Origin of the sequence: Micromonospora sp. WMMD734 (genome assembly GCF_049178975.1) — a bacterium.
Lineage (GTDB): Bacteria > Actinomycetota > Actinomycetes > Mycobacteriales > Micromonosporaceae > Micromonospora > Micromonospora wenchangensis.
This window is the reverse complement of record NZ_JBMHMK010000001.1, coordinates 6902805-6929279: the sequence shown is the minus strand read 5'-3', so window position 1 is coordinate 6929279 and position 26475 is coordinate 6902805. Positions and strand designations below refer to the sequence as shown.

At 73.2% G+C, this 26475-nt stretch carries 20 protein-coding genes and 2 pseudogenes; 8 read left to right on the top strand and 14 right to left on the bottom strand.

Going from position 1 to position 26475, the window contains the following annotated elements:
- Positions 1-4: 4 nt before the first annotated feature.
- From cutA to ACN267_RS30310, 3 genes are read right to left on the bottom strand one after another with little or no spacing between them, the layout of a single operon-like run.
- Positions 5-325, bottom strand: a complete 321-nt coding sequence (cutA, locus tag ACN267_RS30320) for a divalent-cation tolerance protein CutA (protein WP_204957950.1) — start codon at positions 323-325, stop codon at positions 5-7.
- Between the two features lie 52 nt (positions 326-377).
- The gene (locus ACN267_RS30315) at positions 378-1397 is read right to left on the bottom strand and encodes a 1-acyl-sn-glycerol-3-phosphate acyltransferase (protein WP_204957949.1); all 1020 of its coding nucleotides are present in this window, start codon (positions 1395-1397) and stop codon (positions 378-380) included.
- On the bottom strand, positions 1397-2227 hold the full coding sequence (locus ACN267_RS30310; RefSeq protein ID WP_088645980.1) for a patatin-like phospholipase family protein: 831 nt from the start codon (positions 2225-2227) through the stop codon (positions 1397-1399). The genes ACN267_RS30315 and ACN267_RS30310 overlap by 1 nt, the downstream gene beginning before the upstream one ends.
- A gap of 194 nt (positions 2228-2421) precedes the next feature.
- Between ACN267_RS30310 and ACN267_RS30305 the strand changes: the two genes are divergently transcribed.
- The gene (locus tag ACN267_RS30305) at positions 2422-4104 is read left to right on the top strand and encodes a serine/threonine-protein kinase (RefSeq protein WP_281894280.1); all 1683 of its coding nucleotides are present in this window, start codon (positions 2422-2424) and stop codon (positions 4102-4104) included.
- A gap of 28 nt (positions 4105-4132) precedes the next feature.
- Here ACN267_RS30305 and ACN267_RS30300 read toward each other — a convergent pair whose 3' ends face one another.
- From ACN267_RS30300 to ACN267_RS30260, 9 genes and pseudogenes are all read right to left on the bottom strand, one after another.
- Positions 4133-5242 (bottom strand): glycosyltransferase family 4 protein, encoded by a 1110-nt coding sequence (locus tag ACN267_RS30300; RefSeq protein WP_372445961.1) that lies wholly within the window; start codon positions 5240-5242, stop codon positions 4133-4135.
- Positions 5243-5432: 190 nt separating this feature from the next.
- Positions 5433-7046, bottom strand: coding sequence for a S1C family serine protease (locus tag ACN267_RS30295; RefSeq protein WP_281894277.1), 1614 nt, complete (start codon positions 7044-7046; stop codon positions 5433-5435).
- 84 nt (positions 7047-7130) lie between these two features.
- Positions 7131-8381, bottom strand: a pseudogene (locus tag ACN267_RS30290) (sensor histidine kinase); the annotation flags it as partial.
- 137 nt (positions 8382-8518) lie between these two features.
- A pseudogene (locus tag ACN267_RS30285) lies at positions 8519-8684 on the bottom strand (two-component sensor histidine kinase); the annotation flags it as partial.
- Positions 8681-9382 carry a response regulator transcription factor gene (locus tag ACN267_RS30280; RefSeq protein ID WP_204957945.1) on the bottom strand — a complete coding sequence of 234 codons (702 nt, stop codon included), beginning with the start codon at positions 9380-9382 and terminating at the stop codon, positions 8681-8683. The gene ACN267_RS30280 and the pseudogene ACN267_RS30285, both read right to left, overlap by 4 nt.
- Positions 9383-9491: 109 nt before the next feature.
- Positions 9492-10109: a PadR family transcriptional regulator gene (locus ACN267_RS30275; RefSeq protein ID WP_204957944.1), complete on the bottom strand. Its 618-nt coding sequence runs from the start codon at positions 10107-10109 to the stop codon at positions 9492-9494.
- A complete protein-coding gene (locus ACN267_RS30270) occupies positions 10106-10936 on the bottom strand; it encodes a DUF4097 family beta strand repeat-containing protein (protein WP_204957943.1) in 831 nt (276 codons plus the stop codon). The genes ACN267_RS30275 and ACN267_RS30270 overlap by 4 nt, the downstream gene beginning before the upstream one ends.
- A gap of 306 nt (positions 10937-11242) precedes the next feature.
- The gene (locus ACN267_RS30265; protein ID WP_421490181.1) at positions 11243-12196 is read right to left on the bottom strand and encodes a lysophospholipid acyltransferase family protein; all 954 of its coding nucleotides are present in this window, start codon (positions 12194-12196) and stop codon (positions 11243-11245) included.
- Entirely contained in the window at positions 12193-12972 is a 780-nt protein-coding gene (locus ACN267_RS30260; protein ID WP_281894265.1) for a GNAT family N-acetyltransferase, read from the bottom strand. Before ACN267_RS30260 ends, ACN267_RS30265 begins: the two co-directional genes overlap by 4 nt.
- Before the next feature lie 199 nt (positions 12973-13171).
- Between ACN267_RS30260 and ACN267_RS30255 the strand changes: the two genes are divergently transcribed.
- The 5 genes from ACN267_RS30255 to ACN267_RS30235 all read left to right on the top strand — a co-directional run bounded on the left by ACN267_RS30255 (position 13172) and on the right by ACN267_RS30235 (position 20103).
- Positions 13172-13837, top strand: coding sequence for a hypothetical protein (locus ACN267_RS30255; protein WP_421490180.1), 666 nt, complete (start codon positions 13172-13174; stop codon positions 13835-13837).
- Positions 13838-13987: 150 nt separating this feature from the next.
- Entirely contained in the window at positions 13988-14920 is a 933-nt protein-coding gene (locus ACN267_RS30250; protein WP_204957939.1) for an ABC transporter ATP-binding protein, read from the top strand.
- A complete protein-coding gene (locus tag ACN267_RS30245) occupies positions 14917-15741 on the top strand; it encodes an ABC transporter permease (protein ID WP_281894258.1) in 825 nt (274 codons plus the stop codon). The genes ACN267_RS30250 and ACN267_RS30245 overlap by 4 nt, the downstream gene beginning before the upstream one ends.
- Before the next feature lie 300 nt (positions 15742-16041).
- Positions 16042-19845, top strand: a complete 3804-nt coding sequence (locus tag ACN267_RS30240; RefSeq protein ID WP_421490179.1) for a multifunctional oxoglutarate decarboxylase/oxoglutarate dehydrogenase thiamine pyrophosphate-binding subunit/dihydrolipoyllysine-residue succinyltransferase subunit — start codon at positions 16042-16044, stop codon at positions 19843-19845.
- Positions 19846-19923: 78 nt separating this feature from the next.
- Entirely contained in the window at positions 19924-20103 is a 180-nt protein-coding gene (locus ACN267_RS30235) for a DUF6104 family protein (protein WP_088645992.1), read from the top strand.
- A 51-nt stretch (positions 20104-20154) separates the two neighbouring features.
- Here ACN267_RS30235 and ACN267_RS30230 read toward each other — a convergent pair whose 3' ends face one another.
- Positions 20155-22365 (bottom strand): bifunctional polysaccharide deacetylase/glycosyltransferase family 2 protein, encoded by a 2211-nt coding sequence (locus ACN267_RS30230; RefSeq protein ID WP_204957936.1) that lies wholly within the window; start codon positions 22363-22365, stop codon positions 20155-20157.
- Positions 22358-22963: a hypothetical protein gene (locus ACN267_RS30225; RefSeq protein ID WP_421490178.1), complete on the bottom strand. Its 606-nt coding sequence runs from the start codon at positions 22961-22963 to the stop codon at positions 22358-22360. Before ACN267_RS30225 ends, ACN267_RS30230 begins: the two co-directional genes overlap by 8 nt.
- Before the next feature lie 249 nt (positions 22964-23212).
- Between ACN267_RS30225 and pta the strand changes: the two genes are divergently transcribed.
- Both pta and ACN267_RS30215 read left to right on the top strand, forming a co-directional pair.
- A complete protein-coding gene (pta, locus tag ACN267_RS30220; protein ID WP_204957934.1) occupies positions 23213-25288 on the top strand; it encodes a phosphate acetyltransferase in 2076 nt (691 codons plus the stop codon).
- Complete coding sequence (locus ACN267_RS30215; RefSeq protein ID WP_421490177.1) at positions 25285-26406, top strand: acetate/propionate family kinase; 1122 nt, start codon at positions 25285-25287, stop codon at positions 26404-26406. The genes pta and ACN267_RS30215 overlap by 4 nt, the downstream gene beginning before the upstream one ends.
- Positions 26407-26475: the final 69 nt, after the last annotated feature.

Genomic DNA, 26475 nt, shown 5'->3' with positions numbered 1-26475 from the left:
GTACCTAGGTACGGGTGTTCTCGTTCACCCAGGCGGCGTACGCCGGGTCGCCGCACTGGGCCTGGGTGACCAGGATCTCGGGCACCTCGTACGGATGGCTGGCCCGGATCTGGGCGACCAGCGCCACGGCCCGGTCGGGGGCGGTCTTGAACTGCACCGACCATTCGGTGCTGGTCTCCACCCCGGCCCGCCACCAGTACGTGCTGTCGACCTGACCGCCGACCTGGGCGCAGGCGGCCAGTCGCCCGGCCACCGCGGCGGCCGCCATCAGGTCCGCGGCGGAGCGCGAGTCCACCACCGTCGTCACCACGCAGATCTGGTCCACCTGCGCACCCTACGCGGGAATGGCGGTGAACCTGTCGACCGTCACGGTGCGTTCACCCCGCCGTCACGCCGTCCCGGTTGTCGGCGATCCACCTGTCGATCCGGTCCCACCAGTCGAACAGCCAGTCGATCCGCTCCTGCCGGCCGGTCGGGACGTCCTCTGGCGGCACGGACCAGAACCGCATCACGATTCGTTTGTCCATCGGCAGTTCGCGCCACACGTCGGCGACGGTCAGCATCCGGTCCAGACCGGTGTGCGCCACGAAGATCACGCCGGCCTCCGGGGCGGCGTCCAGGGCGGCGAGCACCCCGCCTGGCTGCGGGGCGAGCACGTGCTGCATCCGCTCGGCGCGGACCGCCATCCGTTCCAGACCGAGCGCGCGCAGCTTGGCGATGGCCCGCAGCCGCCGGCCGGGGGTGAAGTTGCCGCCCTCCGGGAAGATCACGAAGGCGTCGTCGTCGTCCAGTCCGGTGGCCAGGTGACCGATCTGCCGGACCGCCGACCCCTTTCCGTCATCGGCGGCAATGAACCGGTTGGGCAGGCGGTTGAGCAGCACGTCGATCGCCGGATCCCACTGGAGCGCCTCCTTGAGCACGATCCGGGGCTCCCGCTGGAACCAGTTGACCAGGGAGTGGATCAGGATGAACGAGTCACCCGGGCCGGCGTGCCGGCAGAGCACCAGTTCCGGCCGGCCCGGCAGGGCGGTGTCCGGGTCGGTGCCGACCACGTCGATGCTCAGCCGCAGCGTCCACCGGGCCTGCCAGAACAGCACCCGCAGGAACCAGCCGGCGAGCACGTAGTGCGCCCGCTGGAAGGCAGGCGTGCGCTTCCACCTGCCGAACCCGCAGGCCAGCCAGAGCACGAAGAGGGCGACCAGCGCGGCGGCGTCCCAGACCAGGTAGACGCAGCCGATCCAGAGCAGCCGCAGCGGACGCAGCCGACCCGGCACGAACGGCGACGCGGCCAGCGCGAGCAGCGCCCAGACCGGCACCGTGGTCAGCACCGTGACCGCGAGCAGGATCACCCCGGGCGCGAACAGCAGCCGGCGTACCCACCGAGGGGGCAGCGGCATCAGCGGTCCAGGCTCGCCAGATAGTGCCGGGAGGCGGTGTAGGCGCGGCTGATCCGCCGCCCCACCGCCGCCATGTCCCGGTACGCCCACGGGCTGTCGTCGCGCGGTTCCAGCCCGCCGGTCGGCAGCACGTGCACCCGTACCCCCTCGGGCAGGGCGGCCATCTCCCGGGCGAACCGGTGCCGGCGGGCGATCTCGAACGCGACCTGGGCGATCTCCCACGGCCGGCGGGGCGGCGTCAGCTCCCGTTCGATCCGCCCCACCTGGAGGACGAAGATCTGCGTCGCGCCGACGGCGACCGCCTCGCCGATCGGGATCGAGTTGACGATCCCGCCGTCTATGTAGTGCTGGCCGTCGATCTGCGCCGGCGGCAGCAGCCCCGGCACGGAGGCGGAGGCGAGCACCGCCGACACCAGGGGTCCGGTGTGGAACCAGTGTTCGGCGGCCCGCTCGATGTTGGCCGCGCAGCAGCGGAACGGCACCTTCAGGTCGGCGAAGGTGGTGTCCGCGCCCAACTCCCCCTCCAGCAGCTTGCGCAGCGGCCGGGGCGAGTGCAGGTGGGTACGGGCGGCGAACCGGCGTAGTTGCCGGGCGACCGAGTCGCCGTAGACCTCGCTCGCCTCCGGGGAGGCCCAGAGCCGGACCAACCGGTCGGTGACCGCCTCGGACGGGTCGGCGGCGACCAGCGCGCCGTTGACCGCGCCGATCGAGGTGCCGAGCACGACGTCGGGGCGGATCCGGGCCCGGAACAGGGCACGCAGCATCCCCACCTCGACCGCGCCGAGCACTCCCCCGCCGCCGAGCACGAACGCCACCGGACCGCCACTCATGCCGTTCATCCTGGCACGCCACCGCCCGTGACCGTGGCGCAGCCGCTGGTCACCGCCGCACGTGCCCCGGCACCGGTGGCGGTGGGCGAACACACCACTGCGGAGGGTCATCGGGCAACTGGACAACCGTTGACAGGGGGGACACATTCCCGCAACCTGACACCACCCCGAACCCCAGGCAGGTGCGAACACTGATGGCAGCCCTGAACGCCGGTAGGTTGCTGGCCCGCAGGTACCGGCTCCTCGACAGGATCGGGGCCGGCGGGATGTCGGTGATCTGGCGGGCCCGCGACGAGGTGCTCGACCGGGTCGTCGCGGTCAAGGTGCTCGCGCCGTCGCTGGCCGCCGACGCCCGGTTCCGGGACATGGTGCGCGAGGAGGCACGCTCGGCCGCCCAGCTGGTCCACCCGCACGTGACCGCGGTGCACGACTACGGCGAGGCGCTCGCCCCGGACGGCGAGATCACCTCGTTCGTGGTGATGGAGCTGCTCACCGGCGAGGAGTTGGAGCACCGGCTGAGCGAGGGGCCGTTGCCCTGGCCGGAGGCGGTCGAGATCGGTGCCCAGGTGGCCGAGGCGCTGGCGGCGGCGCACCGGCTCGGCATCGTGCACCGGGACATCACCCCGGCGAACGTGATGATGACCCGGGTCGGCGCGAAGGTGCTCGACTTCGGCATCGCCACCCAGGTCGGCACCCCCGACGACGACGAGGACGGCGGCACCTTCGGCACCCCGGCGTACGTCGCGCCGGAACGGTTGGACGGTGCGCCGGCCCAGCCGTCGACCGACGTCTACTCCCTCGGCGTGCTGCTCTACGAGACGCTGACCGGGCAGCCGCCGTACCTGGCGGAGACCTGGGAGCAGCTCGCCGCGGCGATCGCCGACGAGCGGCCGCCGGTGCTGGACGGCGTACCGGGGCTGCCCCCGGTGGTGGTCGATGTCTGTCTGCGCTGCCTGGCCCGGGATCCGCAGGAACGGCCGACCGCGCACCAGGTCGCCACCGCCCTGCGCGACCAGTTGCTGCCGGGTGATCCGCAGGCCGCCACGATGCTCTCCCCGACGGTCACCCTGCCCGCCGTCGCCGGGGCCGACGCCCCGGGCGACCGGCCCACCGCGCCGGTCGCCGGGACCGGCCTGGCCGCCGCCGGCGCGGCAACAGGCATCGGTGCGGCAGCGGCGGGCGGTGCCGGATCGGCGGGCCCCGGTGACGGCAGCGCGCCGGCCGGCCGGGCCGCGGTCGGTGGTGCGGCCGGGGCCGGGGCGACGACGGGCACCGGTACCCCGGACGCCCGGCACGCGGGCCCGGGCGGTCCGGGTGACGCGGCCGCCGAACCGGAGCTGCTGCCGCCGTCGCGCCGCCCGCTGGTGGCGGTGGGGGTGCTGGTGGTGCTGACCGCGGCGGCGGTCCTTCTGCTCGCCCCGCTGCTGGAACCCGGCACCCACTCCCCGCCGGTGGCCGGGCGGACCGAGACCCCGGCGGGCGAACCGACACCGTCGCGTACCCAACCGGCGGCGGACCCCACCCCGCCACCGGCGCCCCGACGGGCCACCACCGCACCCGCACCGTCGCGTCCGCCGGCCACCACCCCGGACGGGGGCCAGGGCGGCGGCGGCTTGACCGAGGCCGCCGACCGGCTGCGCCGGCTGATCGACGACGGGGTCCGCACCGGCGAGGTCCGCGAGGACGTCGGTCTGGACCTGCGCAATGTGCTGGCGAACCTGACCCGGTCGGCCGCCGCGGGCAGCTCCGACGTGCCGGCGCAGGTGACCGCGCTCCGCGAGAAGGTCACCCGCCGCGTCGACGAGGGGGGCATCACCCAGGCGTACGGCCGGCAGCTCGACGCCGCCGTGCGGGACCTGGCCGCGACCACCGTCTGAGCCTGCGCGCCGTCGGGTCGCGCGCCCGTCAGCGGGTACGCAGCCCGACGGGCCGGCGCACGGTCGGGGCGGTGCCGAACGCGACGGACCGGTAGACCGCCTCGTAGCCGAGGGCCATCCGCCCGGTGGAGAAGTGCTCGGCCACGTGCGCGGTGCAGGCCGCCGGGTCGAGCCGGACCACCTCGCGCAGGGCCGCCGGCAACTCCCGGGCGTGGTCGCGGACCAGCCCGGTCACCCCGTCCACCACCACCTCGGGCACCGCGCCCCGGCGCAGCGCCACCACCGGCGTGCCGGTCGCCATGGCCTCCACCATCACCATGCCGAACGGCTCCTCCCACTGGATCGGCATGATCAGGCAGCGGGCGTCGACCAGCAGCCGCAGCGTCGCCTCCCGGTCGGCGTTCATCACCACGTCGACGTCGTGGCCGAGCATCGGCTGGACCACCTCGGCGAAGTACCGGCGTTCGGCGGGCTCGTTGCACTTGCCGGCCAGGGTGAGCGGGAGGCCGGCCGCCCGGCAGGCCCGGATCGCCGTGTCGGGGCCCTTGTCCGGGCTGAACCGGGCCAGCCAGAGCACCGGACCCCGGCCGGGCGCCCGCTTGACCGGCACGTCCCGGCTGTCCAGCGCGTTGTGCACCGTACCCACCCAGGGCAGGGTGGGGTTGGCCCGCCGTTGGGCGTGCGAGATGGCCACCAGGCCCACCCCGTGGTCGGTGTCGCCGAGCACCGCCCCGTACTCGCCGACCGGGTTGCCGTGCACGGTGGCCACGGTGGGCACCGCGCGGCGGCCGGCCACCAGCGGCCCGATCGTGGTGTGGTCGTGGATGACGTCGAAGTCGGCGGCGGAGACCAGCCTGTTGATCCGGGCCAGGTGGGCCAGCTCCGGCAACGACTCACCCAGCCGGTCGTACTGCAACTCGTCGATCGTGGAGACGAAGTCGGCGGTGGTGCCGTGCTGCCGGCCGGCCCCGAAGAGGGTCACCCGGTGGCCGTGCCCGACCAGCGCGTCCACCAGCCCGTGCACCACCTGCTCCAGCCCGCCGTACCCCGGTGGGGGCACCGACAGCCAGGGTGGCACGAGCATCGCGACCCGCAGTGGCGGCCCGGACGGCGGACGTTCCGACGGACGGTGGGTCACTGCCACGAATCCTCCCCCGTTGTCCCGGTCCGGCAGGCGTGTCCGGCGGGATCGGCGGCGATTTCCCCCTGGCCGGACACGCAAACGCGCCCCGGCCGGGTGGGGCCCGTCCGGGGCGCGTGCGGCGGCGGGCGGTGGAGCCAACCCCCTTGGCTCCGCCGCCCGCCGCCCGGAGGAGGCAGGTATCTGGTTACGACGTCTCGGCGAGCGTCACGGTTGCAGTCGCCTCGGCACCATTTCGCTTGTAGGTCACCTGGACCCGGTCGCCGACCTTGCCGGCCTGCACCGCACCGACCAGATCGTTGGAGTCGTTGATCACCGTGTCGCCGAACTTGGTGATCACGTCGCCGCGCTGGATGCCGGCCTTCTCGGCGGCGCTGCCCCCGGTGACGGCGGCCACCAGCGCCCCGCCGTCCTCGGCCGCGTTGACGCTGACCCCCAGGGACGGGTGGCTGATCTTCTCGCCGCGCTGGAGCTTCTCGGCGACGTCCTTGGCCTTGTTGCTCGGGATGGCGAAGCCGACCCCGATGTTGCCGGTGCTGCCCTGCCCGGCGGTGGCGATGGCGGTGTTGATGCCGATCACCTCGCCCCGGGTGTTGACCAGCGCGCCGCCGGAGTTACCCGGGTTGATCGGGGCGTCGGTCTGGAGCAGGCCGGAGATCGAGCTGGCGCCGCCCTGCGGCGACTGCTGCGGGCCGTCGCCGCTGCCGGCCTGGATGGTGCGGTCGCGGGCGCTGAGGATGCCGGCGGTCACCGAACCCTGCAGGCCGAGCGGGCTGCCCAGGGCGAGCACCTGGTCGCCCACCTGCATGGCGTCGCTGTCGCCGAACTTCGCCGCCTTGAGGTTGTCCAGGCCGCTGGTCTGGACCACCGCGAGGTCGGTCTTCGGGTCGGTGCCGCGGATCTCGGCGGGGGCGGACTTGCCGTTGGCGAAAACCACCCGGACGGTCTTGCCGGAGGCGGACGCGACCACGTGGTTGTTGGTCAGCACGAAGCCGTCGGCGCTGAGGATCACACCCGACCCCTCACCATTGTCGGTGATGATCGAGACCACGCTGTCCTGCACCGACGCCGCGATCTTCGGCAGGTCGGCGCTGTTGATCACCGGCGCGGCCGAGTAGTTGCGGGTGATGCCGCCCCGGTCGCCGTCGACCGCCAGGGCGAGCGCGCCACCGGCCACGCCGGAGCCGAGCATCAGCGCGAAGACCGCCACCCCGGCTCCGACGAACTTGGCCACCTTGCCGGCCTGGGGCGCCGGGGTGGGCGTCCACGGGGTCGGCTGGCCGGGGTGCTGCGGACCGCCCTGCCCCGGGTAGCCGGCGGACGGCTGGCCCGCGCCGGGCTGACCGTAGCCGACACCTGGCTGACCGGGGTAGCCGGCCGACGGGGTGGCCGCACCCGGCTGGCCGGGACGGTGCTGGCCGGGGTAGCCACCGGCCCACCCGGACTGCTGCTGGCCGGGCTGGTAGCCGGCCGACGGGTACTGCCCCGCCGGGGCGTGGCCCGGGTAGCCGGAGGACCCGGAATAGCCGGGCCGGTACGCCTGGTCGCCGCCACCGGACGGGTACGGGGAGGACTGCGGATACCCGGCGGCGGGCGGCGCGTACGGCGACGCGGGCGGCGCGTACGCCGGTCCGGGGTTGGCCGTGCCGGCCGGCTCCCCCGCGGTGCCGGCGGCCTGACCGGGGGTGTTGGGGGTGTCGGACTCGCCGCGCGTGGCGCGGGACGGCTCGGCGGAGGGGTGCGACGGCTCGGCGTCGGAGGAAGCCGGCCGACGCTGCGGGTCGGTCTCGAACTCGGTCATGCCCCCTAGTTTTCCCCGTCGCACTGTCACCCACCTGGAACCCGCCTGGAAGTTTTCTGAAAGTCACCACGGGGTCGGTGAGGGTTACTCCGGGTCGCCGTCGACCACGGGCAGCAGGGGCAGCCGGACCCGGAAGGTGGCCCCGCCGCCCGGGGTCTCGTCCACCTCGACGGTGCCCTGGTGGGCGGTGACCAGTGCCGCGACGATGGCCAGGCCCAGTCCGGTGCTGGTGATCCCGCTGGCCCGGCGGGTCCGGGCCGCGTCGGCGCGGTAGAACCGCTCGAAGACCCGTTCGGCCTGCTCCGGGGCGAGTCCCGGCCCGGTGTCCACCACTTCCACCACTGCCGTGTTCCCGTCCTCGGAACACAACCGCAGGGTCACCGACGCCTCCGGCGGGGTGTGCGTCAACGCGTTGGTCATCAGGTTGCCGATCACCTGACGCAGGCGGGCGTCGTCGGCGTACACCACCAGCGGGCCCGAGTTCGGGGTGATCTCCAGCTCGATGTGCCGTTCGGGGGCGACCACCCGGGCCGCCTCGACCGCCTCGGAGGCGAGCACCGGCAGCTCCACCGGGGCCAGCGACAGCGGGCGTTCCCGGTCCAGCCGGGCGAGCAGCAGCAGATCCTCCACCAGCAGCCCCATCCGGGCCGCCTCGTCCTCGATGCGGCGCAGCAGGTCGGCGGTCTGCTCGGGGGCGCGGGCCGCGCCCTGCCGGTACAGCTCGGCGAAGCCCCGGATGGTGGTCAGCGGGGTACGCAGTTCGTGCGAGGCGTCCGCGACGAACTGCCGCATCCGCTCCTCCGACCGCCGGGCGCGGGCCTCGGACGCCAGCGCGGCGTGCGCCGCGTCCCGGGCGCCGGCCTCGGCCGTACGGGCCGCCATCTCCGAGGCGGCGCGGGCGGTGAAGGCGGCCTCGATCTGGGCCAGCATCGCGTTCAACGCCCGGGAGAGCCGGCCCAGCTCGGAGGTGGCGCACTCCTGCCCCTCCTCGGGGTCGGGCACCCGGCGGGTCAGGTCACCACCGGCGATCGCGGCGGCCGTCCGTTCGATCTCCACCAGCGGTTTCAGGCTGGTCCGCACGATGGCCGCGCCGATCGAGGCGAGCAGGATCAGCACCGCCCCGCCGACCAGCATGTCTATCCAGATCAACCGCTTGACGGCCAGGTCGACGTCGGTGAGGTGCTGCCCGACGGCGAGCACCCGGCCGTCGGAGAGTTCCCGGTAGAGCATCCGCCACCGTTCCCGGCCGTCCTGGGACCGGACCGTGAACGGTTCGCCCTCGTCGGCCCGGAAACCGGGTAGGTCAGCCGGGACCGGAGGAAGGTCGTCCGGTTCGAGCGCCGGGTCGTACCCGATGAACCGGGAGGTGTCCTCGTCGGCGAGCGCGACGACGTAGTCGGTGGGCAGCGCGGCCTTGACCCGTCCGCTCTCCAGGTCCGGCAGCGCCCGGCCGACCTGGACGCTGGCCGACTGCAACTCGCCGTCGACCTGCCCGATCAGGTACTCCCGCAGGAAGTACGTGGTGAGCGAGCTGATCACCACGAGGGCGACGGCGACCAGGGTGAGTACCGCCGCGACCAGCTTGACCCGTAGCGGAACGCTCCGGATCCGTCCCTTCGCCTCGTCGAGCGGGCTCACGCCGCCGGCTTGCGCAGGACGTAGCCCACGCCGCGCAGGGTGTGGATCAGACGGGGCTGGGTGTTGTCGACCTTGCGGCGCAGGTAGGAGATGTAGGACTCGACGATGTTGTCGTCGCCCCGGAAGTCGTAGTTCCACACGTGGTCGAGGATCTGCGCCTTGGACAGCACCCGGTTGGCGTTGAGCATCAGGTACCGCAGCAGCTTGAACTCGGTCGGCGAGAGCTGCACCCGCTGGCCGGCCCGGTGCACCTCGTGGGTCTCCTCGTCCAGCTCCAGGTCGGCGAAGGTGAGCCGGGAGGGGGCGTGCTCGCCGGTGGCCGTACGCCGCAGCACCGCCCGGATCCGGGCGGTCAGCTCCTCCAGGCTGAACGGCTTGGTGACGTAGTCGTCGCCGCCCAGGGTGAGCCCACGGATCTTGTCGTCGGTGGCGTCCCGGGCGGTCAGGAACACCACCGGGGTACGCGTGCCGCCCTCGCGGAGCATCCGGATGACCTCGAAGCCGTCCAGGTCGGGCAGCATCACGTCGAGCACCACCAGGTCGGGACGGTGGTCCTTGGCCGCGTTCAGGGCCGCGCTGCCACTGGTGGCGGTCGCCACGTCGAACCCCGCGAAGCGGAGGCTGGCGGAGAGCAGTTCGAGGATGTTGGGGTCGTCCTCGACGACGAGCAGTCGCGCCTCGGTCTGGGTAGCGGCCATGCTGGCCATCATCCGTGACGTCGCTGCGCCGGCGCTGGACGGTTCCTGCAAAAAACCTGTGAAGCCGTCCACGCCGGCCGGGGTGGCGGTCGGTGCCCGGCGGTGGCCGTCACCGCAGCAGCCGACGCAACCCGTCCAACGCGCCGTCGAGCACCCGGATCGCCGTGCGCAGCTGGGTGTCGCTGAGCCGGCCGGCCCGGACCAGGGCCCCGACCTCGACGGTGAACTCGGCCAGCCGCTTGTCGAACTCGGCCAGCAGGGGCGGGCCGCCGGTGGTGGGGGTCGCCGGGCCGGGCGGGCCGGAGGCGGCCGGACGGTCCCAGCGGGTCTGCCGGGTCTGCCGGGTGGCCTCGCGCAGCTCCCGTTTGAGGTCACGCACCGAGCCGCGTACCTCGGTCTGGATCTCCCCGGCCAGCGCGGAGAGATCCTGCACCGAGGCCGAGATGTCGGATTCCAGGGCGGTCAGCTCGTCGGCACGCTGCCGCAGCTCGGCCCGGCCCCCCTCGGTGATCTCGTAGACCTTGCGGCCACCGGCGGCGGTGTGGGTGACCAGCCCGTCGGCCTCCAGCCGTTGCAGCCGGGGGTAGATGGTGCCGGCGCTGGGGGCGTACAGGCCGAGGAAGCGCTCCTCCAGCAGCCGGATCAGCTCGTAGCCGTGCTTGGGGCCGTCGTCGAGTAGCCGGAGCAGGTAGAGCCGCAGCCGCCCGTGACTGAACACGGCGGTCACGGCAGCTCCTCCTGGTCGGCGTCCACCGGCCGGGCGAGCAGCGCGATGCTGCCGGAGGTCGCGGACACCCAGAGCTTACCCGCGCCCGCGCCGAGCACTCCGTGGCTGTCCTTGACCGGTCCGACGCCGACCCCGCCACTGACCTGGGGGAAACCGCTGGTGATCCGGCCCGAGGTGGTGTGCAGGTGGACGGCGAGGTCGCTGTCCTCGCGGACCCGTACGGTGATCGGCCCGGAGATGGTGGTGAGCCGGATGTCGCTGTGCCGGGGATTGTCCAGGTCGCAGGTGATCGCTCCGGAGACGGTGGTGGCGTGCACCCGGCCGGCCGCGCTGTCGGCGAGGGTCACCTCGCCGGAGACCGTGTTCAGCAGGAGGTCGCCGGTGACGCCGAGCGCCTCGACCGGGCCGGAGACGATCCGCGCGTCGGTGCGCCCGGCCAGGCCCATCAGGGTGATCTGCCCGGAGGTGACGTCCACCGTGGTGTCGTGGGACAGCCCGGAGGCGACCAGCGTGCCGTCGACCAGGTGCAGGTCGGCCAGGGTCCCGGTGGGGACGGCGATGGAGACCTCGGCCCGGAACCGGCGGCCGAGCTGACCGAGCCACCAGAGGAACCCGGGCCGGCGGGGTGGCCGCTCGTGCCCGATCCGCAGGACGCCGTCGCGGTGCTCGACGATGACCGGCCGGCTGCTGACCCGGGTGACGTCGACCCGGGCCGGGCCGTCGGTGCCGACCACGTTGAGCCGCCCGGTGATCAGACGTACGTCGAGCCGGGTGACCGGGCCCTCGACGGCGATCCGTTGTGGTCTGTCGAGCTTCCAGCTGGCCATGACGTCTCCCTCCGGGGGCCACGGCCGACGGCCGCGCCACTGCACGGAGGAAGCATAACGCGATACATCGCGATAGAACAAGACTGTCGCGACCCGCCGAAGGGACCTCCCGACACGCTGCCGGGTGGTCCCTTGCGTGTTTCTGCGGGCAGCCTGATCCGGAGTCGGCGGGAGAGCTTCACTCCGGCGACGGGTATTCCTGTCCGTCATATTTATGCCACAGCGTCATACCTTCCTCCCTCGGTAAGTAGATCCGTCGGGGTCACCTCGCGTAACGGAGTGGGAAGGGCCGCCTCCGGCGGTCCCTCAGGCGGCCAGGCCGAGCCCCGCCCCGGCGGCCACCGGGCCGGGCACGGCCACCGGGCCGGGCACAGCCACCGGGCCGGGCACAGCCACCGGGCCGACGGCAGCCAGGGTGGGACGGCTGACGACCGGGCGGGGCGGCAGCAGGTGCACTGCCGACTCGGCGGCACGGGCCAGCACCCGGCGGTCCGCGCCGGGGACCGGGTGCAGGGCGGCGGTCACCGCGACATCGACGACCAGGTCGCGGGCGGCCAGCACCCGGCGTACCGAGCGCCACAGCGTCTCGTCGCCGAGGAAGGCGGCGGTGGTCGTCGTCGCCCCGGTGGCAGCAGAGCGGTAACTGATCCGCACCGGCACGACGGGGGCGCCGGCGTCGACCGCCGCCTGGAAGACCGCCGGCCGGAAGCCCCGCCGGGGCCGACAGTCGGCCGGCGGGACGACGCCGCACCAGGTCGTACCCTCGGGAAAGACCGCGACCGGGTGACCGGCGCGCAGGGTGGCCGCGAGCCGGGCCACCGTGCCCGGCAGGTCCCGGGGCCGCGACCGGTCGACGAAGACCGCGCCACCGGCGCGCGCCAGCAGCCCCAGCACCGGCCAGTTCCGCACCTCCCGCTTGGCCAGCAGCCGGGCCGGCGCGACCGCCAGCACCGCGAGCACGTCCAGCCAGGAGACATGGTTGGCGACCAGCAGCGCCCGTCGTCGGGGCAGCCGCCCACGCACCACCAGCCGTACCCCGAGCACCCCGGCGGTCCGCCGGGCCCAGGCCCGCAGCACCGCCGCCCGCCGCGCCGCCGGCAGCACCGGCAGCAGTACGGCCATGCCGGCCCCGGCCAGCAGCATCCCGAGTACGCCCAGCAGCCGGGCCACCTGCCGCACCGGCGACGCCCCGGCCCGCCCCTCCCCCGGCAGGCAGTCCGGCCCGCAGCCGGCGGTCGGTCGCCACAACTCGGCGCTCACCGGGCCTGCCCGCCCAGGAAGTGCCGGCGGTAGCGCGGGTTCATCCGGTCCAACGAGAACAGCAGGTAGAAGTCGGCACAGCGGAAGTCCGGGTCGTACGCCGGTTCCCCGGCGATCCACGCGCCGAGCCGCAGGTAGCCGCGGACCAGCGGAGGGATCAGCGCCCGCCCGGCGGGGTCCCCGGTGGCCGACTCCGGTGCCACCGCGCCCGGCTCGGCGAACCACGGCCGCAGCGGGCGGACCCGCATCAGCGGGGGTGCGAGGTGCCCCGCCCGGCCCAGCGCCCATGTCTCGGCGACGGCGCGACCCCCGTCGCCGACCGGCACCGAGGCGCAGCCGCCCAGCCAGTTCACCCCGCGCAGGTGCAGGTAGCGGGTCAGTCCCGCCCACATCAGGTTGAGCACCGCGCCGGTGCGGTGCTCCGGGTGCACGCAGGAACGACCGGTCTCGACCAGCAGGTCGCGCAGCGGGTCGAGCGGGGTCAGGTCGAACTCGCCGGCGGCGTACCGGCGGTCGGTGCGTCCGGGGGGCAGCAGCCGGTAGGTGCCGACCACCGCGCCGGTGCGCTCCTCGCGGACGATCAGGTGGTCGCAGTGCACGTCGAGGTCGTCGGTGTCCAGCCCGGCGGCACCCGGGCGCAGGGTCGCGCCGAGTTCGGTGGCGAACACCTCGTGGCGCAGGCGTTGCGCGGCCGCGACCTGGGTCGGGTCGTCGGCGATCAGCAGGGTGTATCCACTGGTCGTCAGGGGTGCGCCAGCGGCATGCAGAACAGCCATGGGACCTGTGTAGGTGCCCCGGGTTGCCGGGCTCCCGGGGACGGGTGTCGATCCGGTGAACGCCTGCCGGCGGGACCGGGCCCGGTGTGACCGGGGTGGCCTACGGGGCCGGCGGGGCGGTTGGTGGCATGGCCGGCGCGTGCGAGGCTGCCTGCGGGCGCCCGGTGGTCGGTCCGGGCCGACGACCGGCGGAGGGGCGATGATCATCGAAGCGCGGTACCAGGGGCCGGCCGGCACGGGCAACGGCGGCTGGAGCGCGGGGATCTTCGCCGGGGCGTACGGCGTGGACGGTCCGGTCGAGGTGACGTTGCGTCGTCCGCCGCCGCTGGACACCCCGCTCACCCTCGCCGACGGCGACGTGCTCGACCCCGACGGCCGGCTGGTCGCCGAGGTACGCCCGGCCGGCACCCCGCCCGCCCCGGTGCCCCCGGTGGATCCGGCGACCGCACGGGCCGCCTCGGCGGGCTACCCGGGGCTGGTGGACCACCCCTTTCCCGGCTGCTACGTCTGCGGCCCGGACCACCCGGACGGCCTGCGGATCCACCCCGGGCGGCTGCCCGACGGCCGGACCGCCGCGCCGTGGCGGACGCCCGCGCGGGTGACCGCGCCGACGGTGTGGGCGGCGCTGGACTGTCCCGGGGGCTGGGCGGTGATCGCCCCGGGCCGGCCGTACGTGCTGGGCCGGCTCGCCGTCACGCTGGACGCGCTGCCCGAGCCGGGCGGGGAGTACGTGGTCACCGGGGCGGTGGACACCGTCGAGGGACGCCTGGCGGTGGTGCGTACCAGCCTCTACGACGGCGTCGGTGGGCTGCTGGCCCGGGCCCACGCCACCTGGGTCGCGCTGCCTGCCGAGCCTCGTCCCTGAGGACGACCCGCTCCTGCCTGAGTCGGAGCATGACCTACCGACCGGGACTGATGGCGTAGCTTGACCTGACCAGCAAGGCTGGCAGCGGCGCATTCCGCAACGGCGTCGCAGATCGCGGTGCCCCGCGCGCCGCCGCACGGGAGGAGAACGATGTCCGACGGGCAGTGGAGCCCCAGCACCGGCCAGATCGTCGTGTCCGGTTTGACCAAGCAGTACAAGAACGTACGGGCCGTCGACAACCTGTCCTTCTCGGTCGAGTCCGGTCGGGTGACCGGCTTCCTCGGCCCGAACGGGGCAGGCAAGACGACCACCCTGCGGATGCTGCTGAACCTGGTCACCCCGAGCGGTGGCACGGCGACCATCGGCGGCCGGCGGTACGCCGACCTGACCGACCCGCTGCGGCACGTGGGCGCGGTGCTGGAGGCGTCAAGCGCGCACAAGGGCCGCACCGGCATCAACCATCTGCGGGTGATCTGTGCGGCGGCCGGCCTGCCCCGCAGCCGGGCCGACGAGGCGCTGGCCCTGGTCGGGCTCACCCCGGCGGCGAAGCGCAAGTTCAAGGGCTACTCGCTGGGCATGAAGCAGCGGCTCGGCATCGCCGCCGCGATGCTCGGCAACCCCCAGGTGCTGATCCTCGACGAGCCGGCCAACGGTCTGGACCCGGAGGGCATCCGCTGGATGCGTGGCTTCCTCAAGGGGCTGGCCCACGAGGGGCGTACCGTGCTGGTCTCCAGCCACCTGCTGTCCGAGATGCAACTCCTCGCCGACGACGTGGTGATCATCGCGGCGGGCAAGCTGATCCGGCAGGGGCCGGTGGAGCAGGTGCTCGGCTCGATGGCGCAGGGCGGCCGGGTACGGGTGCGCACCCCGCAGGCCGAGGAGCTGACCGTGGCGCTGCGTGAGCAGTCGGCGACGGTGGAGACCGACGAGCACGGCGTCCTGCTGGTCAGCGGGGTGGACGCGCCGGTGATCGGGCGGGTCGCGCTGGCCGCCAAGGTCGAGCTGCACGAACTGACCCCGGAACGACCCGACCTGGAACGGGTGTTCCTGGAGCTGACGGCCGGGAAGGCGGGCATCCGATGAACCTGGTCCGATCCGAGCTGTTGAAGATCCGTACCACCAGCACCTGGTGGATCTTCGGGCTGATCACGGTGCCGCTGTGGGCGCTCACCGCCCTGATCAACTGGTTGCAGACCGACGCGCTGGCCAACAACAACTTCGGCGACGTGCCGGCCGACCAGGCCGACCAGATCCAGGCCGTGCAGTCGGTGGACAGCCTGGCCGCCAACGTCTACACCAACGGCCAGTTCTTCGGTCTGATGATCGTGATGCTGCTCGGCATCATCGTGGTGACCAGCGAGTTCTTCCACCAGACGGTCACCACGACCTTCCTCACCGTGCCGCACCGCACGGCGGTGATGCTGGCCAAGCTGGCCGCTGCAGCCGTGCTGGCCGTGCTGTTCTGGCTGGTCACCACCGTGTTCAACCTGGCCTTCGGGGCACTGGTGATGAACAGCGTCGACCTGGGCTCGCAGCTCGGCAACGGCGCGGTCTGGCGGGCCACCGCGCTCAACGGCCTGGCGTACCTGCTCTGGTCGGTGCTCGGCGTCGGGATCGGGGTGCTGATCCGCAGCCAGATCGGCGCCACGGTCACCGGCATCCTGCTCTACCTGGGCGGGGCGGTCGGCGCGGCCATCGCGATCAACATCCTGGCCGCCCGCTGGGGTGACTGGATCAACGACCTCCAGGTGCTGGTGCCCTCGCTGGCGTCGTCGCTGATGGTCAGCGGTACCGAGATCCCGGGCAACCCGCCGCGCTGGGCGGGTGCGGTGGTCCTCATCGGCTACGCGGTGGTGGCCGGCGCGATCGGCACGCTCACCATGCGGCGACGGGACATCTCCTGACCCGACCGGTTCTCCGGCCCGGCCCGGCGCGACGACCCGTCGCGCCGGGCCGGCGTCGTTCCCGGGCGGTCCGGCCGGGGCGACGCTCCGCCGGCACCCGCTCCGGTACGGAGTCGGCGGAACACGAAGAGCTGATTGACTTTCGACATCTTCTGTGAAACCGCCCACCCCTTGGAGGTGGAAATGCCTATCGTATTTGCACGGCGTAGCCTGGGAGCCGTCTCCCGTCCACGCGTACGTACGGACGACGGCGGACACCGCGTGACACACAAACCCGCGTGAAAGAGGCGATTACCGGCCGTGTCGACCCAGCAGACTTCGCAGGAGAACCCACTGGCGGGTTTCGGCCCGAACGAGTGGATCGTCGAGGAGATGTACCAGCGCTACCTCGCCGACCCGTCGAGCGTCGACTCGGCCTGGCACGACTTCTTCGCCGACTACCGACCCACGCCCGGCACGGCGACCCCGCGCCCGGCTGACGGCAGGGCCGCGACGCCGGACCGGGCCGGGCAGCAGGAGCCGGCCGCCCCCGCCGCGACCGGGTCCACCGCGAAGGCGACGACGACCGACGCCGAGCCGCCCGCCACGAAGCCGGCCACCGTCACCAGGTCGGCGACCACCGCGAAGCCGGCGACCAGCGCCAAGTCGGCCACCGCGGCGAAGCCGGCCACCGCGAAGCCCGCCACCAGGTCCGCCACGAAGCCGGCGGCCGCCGAGAAGGCCGCCGCGACGAAGGCGCCGACGGCCAGCGCCGCCGGCACCACGCCGCTGCGCGGGGTCGCCGCCCGGATCGTGCAGAACATGGACGCCTCGCTGTCCGTGCCGACCGCCACCAGCGTGCGCGCGGTCCCGGCCAAGCTGCTGGTCGACAACCGCATCGTGATCAACAACCACCTCGCCCGGGGGCGCGGCGGCAAGGTCAGCTTCACCCACCTGATCGGGTACGCGCTGGTCCGGGCCGTGGTCGAGCACCCGGAGCTGAACAACTCGTACGCCGAGGTCGACGGCAAGCCGGCGATGGTCCGCCCGGAGCACGTCAACCTGGGCATCGCCATCGACCTGACCAAGCCCGACGGCACCCGCAACCTGGTGGTGCCGTCCATCAAGGGCTGCGAGCAGATGGACTTCAGGCAGTTCTGGCAGGCGTACGAGGACGTGGTCCGGCGGGCCCGCCGCAACGAGCTGACCATGGAGGACCACTCCGGCACGACGATCTCGCTGACCAACCCCGGCGGCATCGGCACGGTGCACTCGATCCCCCGGCTGATGCAGGGGCAGAGCGCGATCATCGGGGTCGGCGCGATGGAGTACCCCGCGCCGTACCAGGGGATGAGCGAGGCCACCCTGGCCGAACTGGCGGTCAGCAAGATCATCACGCTGACCAGCACGTACGACCACCGGATCATCCAGGGCGCGCAGTCCGGCGAGTTCCTCAAGGTGATGCACGAGCTGATGCTCGGTGAGCGCGGCTTCTACGACGAGATCTTCACCTCGCTGCGCATCCCGTACGAGCCGGTGCGCTGGGTGCGGGACGTGGCCGTCGACTCCGAAGGCCAGATCAACAAGACCGCGCGGGTGCACGAGCTGATCCACGCCTACCGGGTCCGGGGCCACCTGATGGCCGACACCGACCCGCTGGAGTTCACCATCCGCAAGCACCCCGACCTGGACGTCCTCCAGCACGGGCTGACCCTGTGGGACCTCGACCGCACCTTCCCGGTCAACGGCTTCGCCGGCAAGCAGCGGATGAAGCTGCGCGAGATCCTCGGCGTGCTGCGTGACTCGTACTGCCGTCGGCTCGGCATCGAGTACATGCACATCCAGGACCCGGAGGAGCGCCGCTGGATCCAGGAGCGGATCGAGCGCCGCTACGAGAAGCCGGCCGCCGACGAGCAGAAGCACGTGCTCAACCGGCTCAACGCCGCCGAGGCGTTCGAGACCTTCCTGCAGACCAAGTACGTCGGCCAGAAGCGGTTCTCGCTGGAGGGCGGCGAGTCGCTGATCCCGCTGCTCGGCGAGGTGCTGGAGGCGTCCGCCGAGGACGGGCTGGACGAGGTCGTCATCGGCATGGCGCACCGGGGCCGGCTCAACGTGCTGGCCAACATCGTCGGCAAGCCGTACGAGAAGATCTTCTCGGAGTTCGAGGGGCACCTCGACCCGCGGTCCACCCAGGGCTCCGGCGACGTGAAGTACCACCTGGGCCAGAACGGCAAGTTCACCACCCCGGACGGCGACCACTCGGTCAAGGTGTCGGTGGTGGCCAACCCGTCGCACCTGGAGGCGGTGGACCCGGTGCTGGAGGGCATCGTCCGGGCCAAGCAGGACCGGATCGACCTCAAGCTGGAGGGTTACACCGTGCTGCCGCTGGCGGTGCACGGTGACGCCGCGTTCGCCGGCCAGGGGGTCGTCGCCGAGACGCTCAACCTGTCCCAGCTGCGCGGTTACCGCACCGGCGGCACCGTGCACGTGGTGGTCAACAACCAGGTCGGGTTCACCACCGCCCCGGAGTACAGCCGTTCCAGCCTCTACAGCACCGACGTGGCCCGGATGATCCAGGCACCGATCTTCCACGTCAACGGCGACGACCCGGAGACCGTGGTCCGGGTGGCCCGGCTGGCCTTCGAGTACCGGCAGGCGTTCAACAAGGACGTCGTGATCGACATGGTCTGCTACCGGCGGCGCGGGCACAACGAGGGCGACGACCCGTCGATGTCCAACCCCCAGATGTACAAGATCATCGACTCGAAGCGGTCGGTCCGCAAGCTCTACACCGAGGAGCTGATCGGCCGGGGCGACATCACCGTCGAGGACGCCGAGGAGCTGCTGCGCGACTACCAGGCGCAGCTGGAGCGGGTCTTCAAGGCCACCCGGGACGCCGCCACCACCCCGCGCCAGGCCGGCCGGCCCAGCCGCGCGGAGGAGCCGGAGCCGCAGGTGCAGACCGCCACGGACGCCGCCGTGATCAAGGCCATCGGCGAGGCGCACGTCAACCTGCCCGAGGGCTTCACCCCGCACAAGCGGATCCAGCAGTTGCTCGACCGGCGGGCCAAGATGTCCGTCGAGGGCAACATCGACTGGGGGTACGGCGAGATCATCGCGTTCGGTGCGCTGCTGCACGACGGGATCACCGTCCGGCTCGCCGGCCAGGACTCCCGCCGGGGCACCTTCGTCCAGCGGCACGCCTCGATCGTCGACGCCAAGACCGGCGAGGACCACCTGCCGCTCAAGTCGCTCACCGCCGACGGCGAGCGGTCCCGGTTCTTCGTGCACGACTCGCTGCTGAGCGAGTACGCCGCGATGGGCTTCGAGTACGGCTACTCGGTGGAGAACGTCAACGCGCTGGTCGCCTGGGAGGCCCAGTTCGGCGACTTCGTCAACGGCGCCCAGTCGGTGATCGACGAGTTCATCTCCTCCGGCGAGGTGAAGTGGGGCCAGCGTTCCGCGGTCACCCTGCTGCTGCCGCACGGGCACGAGGGGCAGGGCCCGGACCACACCTCCGGCCGCCCGGAGCGGTTCCTGCAGATGTGCGCCGAGGACAACATGCGGGTGGCCATCCCGACCACCCCGGCGAACTACTTCCACCTGCTGCGCCGCCAGGCCCTGTCGCCCAAGCGCAAGCCGCTGGTGGTGTTCACGCCGAAGTCGCTGCTGCGGCACAAGCTCTGCGTCAGCCCGGTGGAGGACTTCACCACCGGCACCTTCGCCCCGGTGCTGGCCGACACCGCCGCACCGGCCCCGGAGCAGGTCAAGCGGGTGCTGCTCTGCTCGGGCAAGGTCTACTACGACCTCTTCTCCGCCCGGCAGGAACGCGGCGTCACCGACACCGCGATCGTCCGGATCGAGCAGCTCTACCCGCTGCCGGTGCAGGAGATCCGGGACGCGCTGGCGGCGTACCCGAACGCGGAGGACTTCGCCTGGGTGCAGGAGGAGCCGGCCAACCAGGGGGCGTGGAGCTTCGTCGCGCTCAACCTGCTGGAGCACCTGGCCGACGTCCGGCTGCGCCGCATCTCCCGCCCCGCCGCCGCCGCACCGGCGGTCGGCTCGGCCAAGATGCACGAGGTGGAGCAGACCGCGCTGATCGACGCGGCCCTTCCCCGCCCCTGACCCGACCCGTCACGACCCATCCGGCCCGCCCCCTGTCAGGGGGCGGGCCGGGCCCGTCAGCAAGGAACGAGGAACCCGGTGTACTTCACCGATCGTGGCATCGAGGAACTGGTACAGCGGCGCGGCGACGAGCAGGTCACCCTGGAGTGGCTGGGCGAGCGGCTGCGCGACTTCGTCGACCTCAACCCCGAGTTCGAGACGCCCGTCGAGCGGTTCGCCACCTGGCTGGCCCGCCTCGACGACCTCGACGAGGACTGATCGGGGGCGGTGGACGCGTACCCGCACGGCCGTCCCGCACCCCGGGGGCGGTCAGCGGTTGCGCACCGCCGGTTCCAGGCCGGTACGCCGCAGCTTCTGCCAGCCCAGTCGGCCGCCGGTCAACGCGGTGACCACCGCCTGCACCATCACCAGGTACATCAACTGCCGGTAGACGAACTGTTGCAGGGGCAGCACCCACAGCACGCCGAGCTTCTCCCGGTCCAGCCGGAACGCCACCACGGCGGTGAGGGTCTGTACGCCGAGCATGACCAGCCAGGCGACCGCCGTGGCCCGGCGGTCGAGGAAGAACAGGCCGTACAGGGCCAGCAGGTCGATCACCGGTGCGAGCAGCGGCAGCAGCACCCCGAAGAGGCTGAGGAAGAACAGGCAGCGCCTGGTGAACCGGCCGGACGCGCCCCGGTCGAGCACCGAGCGCCGGTGCTTCCACATCGCCTGCATGGTGCCGTAGCTCCACCGGTAGCGCTGTTTCCAGAGCTGTCCCATGGTCGCCGGGGCCTCCGTCCAGGCGCGGGCGGTCTCCTCGTAGACCACCTTCCAGCCGGCCCGGCCCAGGGCGATGGTGATGTCGGTGTCCTCGGCCAGGGTGTCGTCGGTCATCCCCCCGGCGTAGCGCAGCGCCTCCCGCCGGAACCCGCCGATCGCGCCCGGCACGGTGGACATGCAGCGCAGCGTCTCGTAGAGCCGCCGGTCGAGGTTGAACCCGATGACGTACTCGATGTGCTGCCACTTGGCGATCAGGCTGCGCCGGTTGCCGACCTTGACGTTGCCGGCCACCGCGCCGACCCGCGGGTCGGCGAAGGGCTGCACCAGCCGGCGGACGGCGTCGGGCTCGAAGACGGTGTCCCCGTCGACCATCACGATCAGGTCGTGCCGGGCCAGCGCCAGGCCGGTGTTCAGGGCGCTGGGCTTGCCGCCGTTGGGTTTGCGCACCACCCGCACGTTGGGCAGGCCGAGCGCGTCGACGATGTCGGCGGTGCCGTCGGTGGAGCCGTCGTCGACGACGATCACCTCGATCCCGCCGGGATGGTCGCCGCCGGCCAGCGAGCGGACCGCCGCGGCGATCCCCTCCTTCTCGTTGTACGCCGGGACGATCACCGAGACCGGGTCGGTGACCGGCGGGCCCCAACTCCAGTCCCTGGCCCGCCGCCGTCGGGCGTGCCGCCCGGCCAGCACGAACAACACCAGGGTACGACCCACGGTGAGCACGCCGACGACGACGAAGAGCACACCGAACACGGTGAGCGTGCTGTCGGCGCCCTGGACCGCCCAGATCAGCATCCGGCCGCGCCACCGTTCCCCGGTGCCGGCGGGGGTGTCGGCGTCCATCCGGTGGTCGACCCCGGCGGCGGCGAAGGCGAGGTTCAGGCCCTCGGTCGCGGTGACGAACCGGTACCCCCGTTCCTTCATCATCGGGATGAACCGGTCAAGGGCCGCGACGGTCTGTGACCGGTCACCGCCGGCGTCGTGCCAGAGGGTGACCGCACCGGTGTCCCCGTCGGGGGCGGCGTTCTCGACGATCCGGTCCACTCCGGGCAGCGACCAGTCCTGGCTGTCGGTGTCGTTGAGGAAGGTCAGGTAGCCCAGGTCACCGGCGGCGGTGACCACCGGCCAGTCCCGGTTGTCGATCGCGCCCGGGTGCGACGAGTACGGGAAGCGCACCAGCGAGGTCCGCATCCCGGTGGCACCGGCCACGGCGAGCTGGGTCTGGGCGTACTCCAGGCGTTGCCGCCACGACGGCAGCTCGGCGAGGTCGGGGTGGGTGAAGGTGTGCACGCCGAGCTGGTGTCCACCGGCGGTCAGCTCGCGGGCCACCTCGGGGTGCCGGGCGACCTGCGAGCCGAGCACGAAGAACGTGCCCTTGACCTGGTGGGCGTCCAGGACCTTGAGCACCTCGCGGGTCCAGACCGGGTCCGGGCCGTCGTCGAAGGTCAGCGCGATGGTGCGCGGTGGCAGCCGGTAGGAGCGGACCAGCTCGCTGCTGGCGCTGATGATCGGTCCGCCGGTCACCACCGAGGTGGGCACCTCCCGCTGCCCGGCGACGCTGTCCCGGCGGTCCGGGGCGAAGGAGGCGTTGGCGTACGCGCCGACCAGCAGCACACCGGCCAGCAGCGCGAGCACCGTGCCCAGCAGGATTCCGCTCGGCTGCGGCACCGGCCGACGCCGCCGGGTCGGGCCGGGTGCGCGGCGACGGGTCGGCCCGGGGACACGCCGGCGGGTGGTCGGGCCGGCCGGCTCAACCATCGACGCGGACGCCCTCGGCGTCGCCGGGGAGCGGATCGGGCAGGACGGGCGGCTCGTCGGTGGGCGTCGGCGGGTTCGGCGTCGTGGCCGGCGGCGTCGACCGGGTCGGCCGGGGCGACGCCGTGGCGGTGGCCGGGCTGCGGCTCGGCGACCGGCTGGCGCTCGGCGACGGCGAAGTGCTGGCGCTGCCGCCGGTGGCGGACGGGGTGACCGGGGCGACGGCCGGCCCGCTCCCCCGGGGTGACCGGGGGGCGACGGTCGGTGCCACGACGCCCGTGGTCGGGGTGGGGGCGGCCGGGATGGTGGTGGCCGTCCGGGTCGGCGGTGCGGACCGCTCGGGCTGCGCGACCTCGTCGACGAAGGGGAGCACCGAGTGCGGGGCGATGCCGCCGGCGAAGCTGACCCCGACCAGCCCGGAGTAGATCAGGACCACCGCCCCCAGGGCGTACGCGAGCCAGCGCAGCCGGGAGTGGCGTCGGCCGCTGGGGTCGACGAAGACGGGGACGGGCGGGGGCACGGCGGCGATCAACGCGGTGGGGTCGTCGGTCGGGCCGGCGGTGCGGTCGAGCACCACGGTCGGCCCATCGACTACCGTCACGCCATCGATACAATGTGGATCGGCAGCCGACCGAACACCGAGCGCGCCCACGGTCTTCGATCCCTCGGGAGGCGCATTTCTCCTGCTCAGGCGGTCGCCAGTCATGGGATGCGAGTTTAGGCACGAGGATCACTCAGCTTCCAGCTCGTCCCACGAATGAGACTCGGGTCGCACCGGCGGGCACCTGCCGGCGACGGTTCAGGGCGAAGGTCCCGGGCGGGACGCGACGTGATCTCCTAGGGTGGTGCCGTGGCCCGCAGCGTCTACCTGACCAGCGTGGGGTCCGGCGGGGGTAAGTCGACCATCGCCCTCGGCCTCGCGGAACTCCTCTCCCGGCAGGTCGAACGGATCGGCGTGTTCCGGCCGCTGGTCTCCGACGCCGGCCCCGACCCGATCCTCGCCCTGCTGCACGACCGCTACCGGATCGACCTGCCCGGGGCCGACCTGACCGGCGCGACGTACGCCGAGGCCGCGGCCCTGGTCGCCGACGGCCGGCGCGAGGAGCTGATCTCCCGGATCGTCGAGCGCTACCGGGCGGTGGAACGGCGCTGCCCGGCGGTGATCGTGGTGGGCAGCGACTTCGCCGACGGCGGGGACACCGCCGGGCCCCGCGAACTGGCGTTCAACGCCCGGTTGGCCACCGAGTTCGGCAGCGTGGTGGTGCCCGTGGTGGACGGCTTCGGGCAGCAGCCGGAGGCGGTCACGGCGGCCGCGCGGGGGGCGTACCACGATCTGGCCGACCTGGGCGCGACGGTGCTGGCGGTGATCGCCAACCGGGTGACCGGGGCGCTGACCCTGCCCGAGCTGCCGGTCCCCGCGTACGCCATCCCGGAGGTGCCGAGCGTGTCCGCGCCGACGGTGGCCGAGGTGGCGGCGGCGCTCGACGCCACCCTGCTGGCCGGCGACGACGCCGCCCTCGGCCGGGACGTGCTCGACTACGTGGTCGGCGCGGCGCACGTGCCGACCCTGCTCGACCACCTCACCGAGGGGGCCCTGGTGATCACCCCGGGTGACCGGGCCGACCTGCTGGTCGCGGCGGCCACCGCGCACGTCGCCGGGCAGGTCTCGCTCGCCGGGGTGGTGCTCACCCTCGGCGAACAGCCCGACCCCCGGGCGATGCGCCTGGTCGAACGGCTCAACACCGGCTTCGCCGTGCTCTCGGTGACCAGCGACAGCTACGACACGGTCGAGGCGTCCAGCCACATCGAGGGCCGGCCCGGCCCGGCCAACCCGCGCAAGGTGGAGGCCGCGCTCGGCGCGTTCGAGGGCCACGTCGACACCGTCGACCTGGCCCGCCGGCTGCGGGTCAGCCGCTCCGAGCGGGTCACCCCGCTGATGTTCGAGTACGACCTGATCGACCGGGCCCGCGCCGACCGCCGCCGGCTGGTGCTGCCCGAGGGCACCGACGAGCGCATCCTGCGGGCCACCGAGATCCTGCTCCGCCGGGGGGTGGCCGAACTGACCCTGCTCGGCCGCCCCGACGAGGTGGCCCGCCGCACCCGCGAGCTGGGCATCGACCTGGGCGGCGCGGAGGTGGTCGACCCGGCCGGCAGCGCCTGGCGGGACGAGTTCGCCACCCGGTACGCGAAGCTGCGCGCCCACCGGGGCGTCACCGTCGAGCTGGCGCACGACATCGTGGCCCAACCCAACTACTTCGGCACCATGATGGTGGCCACCGGACACGCCGACGGGATGGTCTCCGGGGCCACCCACACCACGGCCGCCACCATCCGCCCCGCCTTCGAGATCATCCGTACCGTGCCGGGCGTCTCGGTGGCGTCGAGCGTGTTCTTCATGCTGCTCGCCGACCGGGTGCTGGTCTACGGCGACTGCGCGGTCAACCCCGACCCGGACGCCGCCCAGCTCGCCGACATCGCCATCTCCTCGGCCGACACGGCGGCCCGGTTCGGCATCGAACCCCGGGTGGCGATGCTGTCCTACTCGACCGGGGACTCCGGCGCGGGCGCCGACGTGGAGAAGGTCGCCGCCGCCACCAGGCTGGTCCGCGAGCGCCGGCCCGACCTGCTGGTCGAGGGGCCGATCCAGTACGACGCGGCGATCGACCCGCAGGTCGCGGCGACGAAGCTGCCGAGCAGCACGGTCGCCGGCCGGGCCACCGTGTTCATCTTCCCGGACCTCAACACCGGCAACAACACGTACAAGGCGGTGCAGCGGTCGGCGGGGGCGGTGGCCGTCGGCCCGGTGATGCAGGGCCTGCGCCGACCGGTCAACGACCTGTCCCGGGGTGCGAAGGTCGCCGACATCGTCAACACGGTGGCGATCACCGCCATCCAGGCGGCCGGATCGTCGGAGGAGGGGTCGTGACCGACCGGGTGCTGGTGCTCAACTGCGGGTCGTCGTCGGTGAAGTACCGGCTCTACGCCGGGGAGTCGAGCGTCGACTCCGGCACCGTGGAGCGGGTCGGCGAGCCGGGTGGCGGTCCGCCCGACCACGCCACCGCCGTCCGGGACGTCCTCGGCCGGCTCGACCTGACCGGGCTGACGGCGGTGGGGCACCGGGTGGTGCACGGCGGCCGACGGTTCAGCGCACCGGTGCGGATCGACGACGCGGTCGTCGCCGCGATCGGGGAGCTGGTGCCGCTGGCACCGCTGCACAACCCGGCCAACCTGGCCGGCATCGCGGTCACCCGGGAACTGCTGCCGGACGTCGCCCAGGTGGCGGTCTTCGACACCGCCTTCCACCACACCCTGCCCGAGTCCGCCGCCACGTACGCCATCGACCTGGACACCGCCCGCCGGCACGACATCCGCCGGTACGGCTTCCACGGCACCTCGCACGCGTACGTGTCGCGGCGCACCGCCGAGCTGCTCGACCGGCCGTACGACCGGCTGCGCACGATCAGCCTGCACCTGGGCAACGGGGCGAGCGCCTGCGCGGTGGACGGCGGACGCAGCGTCGCCACCTCGATGGGGATGTCGCCGCTGGAGGGGCTGGTGATGGGCACCCGCAGCGGCGACCTCGACCCGACCGTCATCTTCCACCTGCGCCGCGAGGGTGGGATGGGCGTCGACGAGATCGACGACCTGCTCAACCACCGCAGCGGCCTGCTCGGGCTGACCGGGGCCAACGACATGCGGGAGGTGCAGTCCCGCCGGGCCGCCGGGGATCCCGCCGCTGTGCTCGCCTTCGACGTCTACTGCCGGCGGATCACCGGCTACGTCGGGGCGTACCACGCGCTGCTCGGCGGGGCGGATGCGATCACCTTCACCGCCGGGGTGGGCGAGCACTCCCCCGAGGTGCGGGCCGCCGCCCTGGCCGGGCTGGACCGGCTCGGCATCACCGTCGACCCGGAGCGCAACGCCGGCACCGGTGACCGGGTGATCTCCCCGGCCGGTGCGGCGGTCAGCGTCTGCGTGATCGGCACCGACGAGGAACGGGAGATCGCCAGGCAGACCCGGGCCGTGCTGGCCGACGCCCGCTGAGCGGTGGAGGGCGCACCGACCGGGGTGGCGGCCGGCGTCGTCCGGACGGCCGGGTCGGACCGGGCCGCC